4 protein-coding genes are annotated in these 5,171 nt (G+C 45.9%); all 4 read left to right on the plus strand.

What is annotated here, in order from left to right; all coding sequences use genetic code 11:
• On the plus strand, positions 1-638 hold a 638-nt coding region (gene galE, locus RDQ32_RS10685; RefSeq protein WP_308580464.1), incomplete at its 5' end, for a UDP-glucose 4-epimerase GalE.
• 6 nt (positions 639-644) lie between these two features.
• Positions 645-2,186: a UDP-glucose--hexose-1-phosphate uridylyltransferase gene (locus RDQ32_RS10690; RefSeq protein WP_308580465.1), complete on the plus strand. Its 1,542-nt coding sequence runs from the start codon at positions 645-647 to the stop codon at positions 2,184-2,186.
• A gap of 107 nt (positions 2,187-2,293) precedes the next feature.
• Positions 2,294-4,222 carry a DNA gyrase subunit B gene (locus RDQ32_RS10695; RefSeq protein WP_308580467.1) on the plus strand — a complete coding sequence of 643 codons (1,929 nt, stop codon included), beginning with the start codon at positions 2,294-2,296 and terminating at the stop codon, positions 4,220-4,222.
• Positions 4,223-4,243: 21 nt separating this feature from the next.
• The coding region (locus tag RDQ32_RS10700; RefSeq protein WP_308580468.1) for a DNA gyrase subunit A at positions 4,244-5,171 on the plus strand (928 nt) is incomplete at its 3' end.

Consider the following 5,171-nt stretch of genomic DNA (forward strand, 5'->3'; position numbering starts at 1 on the left):
TTTACGGAGATCCGGCGGAGATTCCCATTACGGAAAACTGTCCCAAGGGGACCTGCACCAATCCTTATGGCTGGACGAAGTGGATGCAGGAGCAGATGCTATGTGATGTGCAAAAGGCCAATCCGGATTGGAATGTGATTTTACTCCGGTATTTTAATCCTATCGGTGCCCATATTTCCGGAAAGATTGGAGAGGATCCTAAGGGAATCCCCAACAACCTTCTTCCCTATGTGGCCAAGGTAGCCTCCGGTGCTTTGGAAAAAATCCATGTTTTCGGACAGGACTATCCCACCAAGGACGGTACAGGCGTAAGAGACTATATTCATGTGGTAGACCTGGCTAAGGGGCATGTGAAGGCGGTGGAGAGATTATCGAAAAATGACGGCGTTTTGGTATGTAATTTAGGAACCGGAAAGGGCTATTCCGTTCTGGAAATTATTCATGCCTTTGAAAAAGCCTGCGGAAAGACTCTTCCCTATGTGATAGAGGAAAGAAGGGCGGGAGATGTGGCTACCTGTTATTCCAGTCCCAAGAAGGCGGAAGAGGTTCTGGGCTGGAAGGCGGAGAAGGATATTCTGGAAATGTGTCAGGACAGCTGGAGATGGCAGTCTCAAAATCCTAACGGATATGGAGAGTAATGGAAGATGGTAGAGGAATTATTACAGGACTTTGTGGCTTATGGTGCTTATTGTAAGCTGATTGAGGAAGCGGACTTTGTTTATATCTACAATAGTCTGGCTACTTTACTTACGGTAGAGCCTAAGAATTATTCTTATGAGAAGATCCGAGAAAAGCTTCAGGGGATTTCTAAAGAAAGCATTGAAGACGGTTCTTATTTGGAAAGTTTACTGGCGAAACTTTTATCCCTGGCCTTGGAAAAAGGCGTTTTAAAAGAGGACAATGTGGTGGAACGGGATCTTTTGGATACCAGAATCATGGGAATTCTTACAGACCGTCCAAGCCATGTGCAAGAAAAGTTCCGGGAATATTATCAGGAATCGCCTAAAAAGGCTACGGAATATTTTTATGAGTTTAGCCAAAATAATGACTATATTCGCCGTTACAGAATCCGGAAGGATATTCATTTTCATAAGGATACAGACTATGGTCCTGTAGAAATCAGCATTAACCTAAGTAAACCGGAGAAGGATCCGAAGATGATTGCCCTCCTTGGAAAGATGCAGTCCTCTTCCTATCCGGCTTGCATGTTGTGTAAGGAAAGTGAGGGTTACGGAGGGAGATTGGACTTTCCGGCGAGGGAAAATCATAGAATTATTCCGCTGAACCTGGCAGGGGAGGAGTTTTATTTTCAATATTCTCCCTATGTGTATTATCCGGAGCATTGTATCGTCTTTCATAAGGAGCATAAGCCCATGCGGATTTCCGGGGAAATCTTCCCCAAGCTTTTCTCCTTTGTAGAACAATTCCCCCATTACTTTGTGGGCTCCAATGCGGATCTTCCCATAGTGGGAGGCTCCATTCTTTCCCATGAACATTTTCAGGGAGGCAACTACAGCTTCCCCATGGAAAAGGCGGAAGTTGAGGAATACTTTACCTTGGAAGGCTATCCGGATATTCAGGCAGGGATCGTGAACTGGCCCATGTCCGTGATTCGCTTACGTGGAAAGAATTCTGCTGAGCTTTCTTCCTGTGCTACGATGATTTTGGAACGTTTCCGCTCTTATTCCGATCCGGCGGTTTCTCTCCATGCCTTTACAGAGGAGACTCCCCACAACACCATTACCCCCATTGCCAGAAGAAGGGGAGAGGATTTTGAACTGGATTTGGTGCTTAGAAACAACCTTTGTACGGAGGAGCATCCCCTGGGATTGTTCCATCCTCATGAGGAATATCACCATATTAAGAAGGAAAATATCGGTCTTATCGAAGTTATGGGCCTTGCGGTTCTTCCCGCAAGACTGAAGCAGGAGCTGGAGGAGTTGGAAACGGCACTGGTTTCCGGAGAAGACTTACGGAAACAAGAAAGTCTTCAGAAGCATGCGGATTGGGCCGAGGAGATTTTAAGAAAATATCCCCATCTTTCCTCGGAGAATGTCCATGAGATTGTACAGGTAGAAGTGGCAAAGGTTTTCATGGAGGTTCTTTCCTGCGCGGGAATCTTTAAAAGGAATGCAGAAGGAAAGGCGGCCTTCCGTCGTTTTATGGAAGTGATCTCCAAAGCATAATTTCGAAATAGAAAAATAGGGCTGTAATGACAAGCTCAACATAGGGCGGTAAGGACAAGCTCAATAGAGGGCAGTAAGGAAAAGCCCGGGAAACAAAAAGGAGAAAAATGGCAAAGAGCTATAATGCAGACAGTATTACTGTTTTAGAGGGATTGGAAGCGGTACGAAGAAGGCCGGGAATGTATATCGGATCCATCGGAAGCAAGGGCTTAAATCATTTGATTTATGAAATTGTGGATAATTCCGTGGATGAGCATTTGGCAGGATATTGTACGGAAATTTCCGTAACTCTCCATAAGGACGGTTCCTGTACGGTACGGGATAATGGACGTGGAATCCCCGTTGACCGGCATAAGAAGGGAATTTCTGCGGAAAGAATTGTAATGACCACCCTCCATGCCGGAGGAAAGTTTGATGATAGCTCCTATAAAACCTCCGGAGGCTTACACGGCGTAGGTTCCTCCGTGGTCAATGCCCTGTCCAACTATATGCGGGTCAGGGTTTATCAGAATGGAAAAATTTACGAAGATGAGTACGAAAGAGGAATTCCGAAGACAGAGCTGATTGACGGTCTCTTGCCGGTGGTGGGAAAAACCAGGGAAACCGGTACGGAAACAACCTTTATTCCCGATGACAGCATTTTCGAAAAAACCCGTTTTAAAGAGGAGTGGCTGATGTCCCGCCTCCACGAGACTGCTTACTTAAACCCCACACTTCATCTTCATTTTCGGGATGAACGGGGAGAGGAAGTCGTTAGCAGAGATTACTATGAGCCGGAAGGACTTCATGCCTTCGTAGCGGAACTGGTAAAGGATCAGACGAAAATCGTGTCTCCGATTATTTCCTTTCAGGGAAAAAGCGGAAAGACGGAGGTGGAATGTGCCTTCCAGTTTACTGACAGCTTTGAGGAAAATCTTCTGGGCTTTTGTAACGGGATTTATACCCAGGAGGGGGGAACCCACATCGTGGGCTTAAAGACCAAATTTGCCCAGCTGATGAATACTTACGCAAGACAACTGGGAATTTTAAAGGAAAAGGATCCGAACTTTACCGGAGCGGATACCAGAAACGGTATGGTGGCTGTGCTTTCCGTAAAGTATCCGGAGCCTGTTTTTGAGGGGCAGACCAAAACCAAGCTGGCTTCTTTAGAGGCGGCCAAGGATGTATCCTCCGTGGTAGGAGAAGAGCTGGAGCGATATTTTGACAGAAACCTGGAAATCGTGAAGGCTATTCTTTCCTGTGCGGAAAAATCCGCCAAGATTCGAAAGCAGGAAGAAAAGGCCAAGGTAAACCTTTTATCCAAGTCCAAGTACAGCTTTGATTCCAACGGAAAGCTGGCCAACTGTATTTCCAAGACTCCGAAGGAATGTGAAATCTTCATCGTGGAGGGAGACAGTGCGGGAGGCTCGGCCAAAACCAGCAGAAATCGTCATACCCAGGCCATCCTGCCTTTGAGAGGAAAGATTTTAAATGTGGAGAAGGCTTCCATCGATAAGGTTCTTGCCAATGCGGAAATCAAGACCATGATCAATGCCTTCGGTTGCGGTTTTTCCGAGGGCTTCGGAAACGACTTTGATATTTCCAAGCTTCGTTATCACAAGATTATCCTAATGACGGATGCGGATGTGGACGGTAGCCATATCGATACCTTATTACTTACTTTCTTTTACCGCTTTATGCCGGAATTGATTCAGGAAGGACATATCTATGTTTCCATGCCTCCCTTGTATCTGGTGATTCCGGACAATAAAAAAGAAAAGCCCCAGTATTTATATGATGAAAAGGCTCTTCTTGCTTATCAAAAGAAGCATGGCAGCTCCGGCTATGAATTAAAGCGCTTTAAGGGTCTTGGAGAAATGAACCCTAAGGAGCTTTGGGAAACCACTCTGAATCCGGAAAACAGGGTGTTGAAAAGAGTGGAAATTGAGGATGCCAAGCTGGCTTCTCAGGTGACCAGTATGCTGATGGGTACGGAGGTGGCTCCCAGACGAGAGTTTATCTTCACTCATGCTATGGAAGCGGAAATTGATGCATAGAAAGGCTGAGGAATAGAGAGTATGCCAGAACAAATCTTAACCACGGAATTTTCCGAGGAAATGCAAAAGTCCTATCTGGACTATTCCATGAGCGTAATTACCAGCAGAGCCGTGCCAGATATTCGGGACGGTTTAAAGCCTGTGCAAAGAAGAGTCCTGTTTGATATGGGAGAGCTTAGGATATTCCATGACAGACCAACCCTTAAATCTGCCAGAATCTGCGGTGATACCATGGGTAAATATCACCCCCACGGAGACAGCTCCATCTATGAAACTCTGGTGGTTTTGGCTCAGGGCTTTAAAAAGAATCAGGCTTTGGTGGAGGGACAGGGAAACTTCGGCTCCATTGAAGGAGATTCTGCTGCGGCACCCCGATATACGGAGGCTCGTTTGGAGAAATTTACGGAGGATGTCCTACTGCAAGACCTGGCTCTATCCGTTCCCTTCCAGCCTAACTATGATGGGAAATTAGAGGAGCCGGTGGTGCTTCCTGCAAAGATTCCTTATTTTCTTTTAAATGGTTCTGAGGGTATTGCAGTGGGCATGACCACTTCTACACCTTCTCATAATTTGTCCGAAGTGATTTCTTTGATTCTTTCCTATCTTAAAAATCCGGAGCTTTCCCTTTCGGAAATGCTGGAAATCATGCCGGGACCGGATTTTCCTACCGGCGGAATTGTAGCGAATCAGTCCGAGCTGGAAGAAATCTACCGAAGCGGACAGGGAAGACTTCGTTTAAGAGGTAAGCTCTCCTTTGAGAAAAAGGAAGGTCGTTCCGACAGGGATAAGCTGGTGGTAACGGAGATACCCTATACCATGGTGGGACAGGGCATCAGTAAGTTTATGCAGGATGTAGCGAATCTTTGCGAGGAAAAAAAGATTAATGATATTCTGGATATTTCCAACCAGTCCAATGAACAGGGAATTCGTATCGTTTTAGAGTTAAAGT

The organism is uncultured Oribacterium sp., from assembly GCF_902481605.1.
Taxonomy (GTDB): domain Bacteria; phylum Bacillota; class Clostridia; order Lachnospirales; family Lachnospiraceae; genus Oribacterium; species Oribacterium sinus.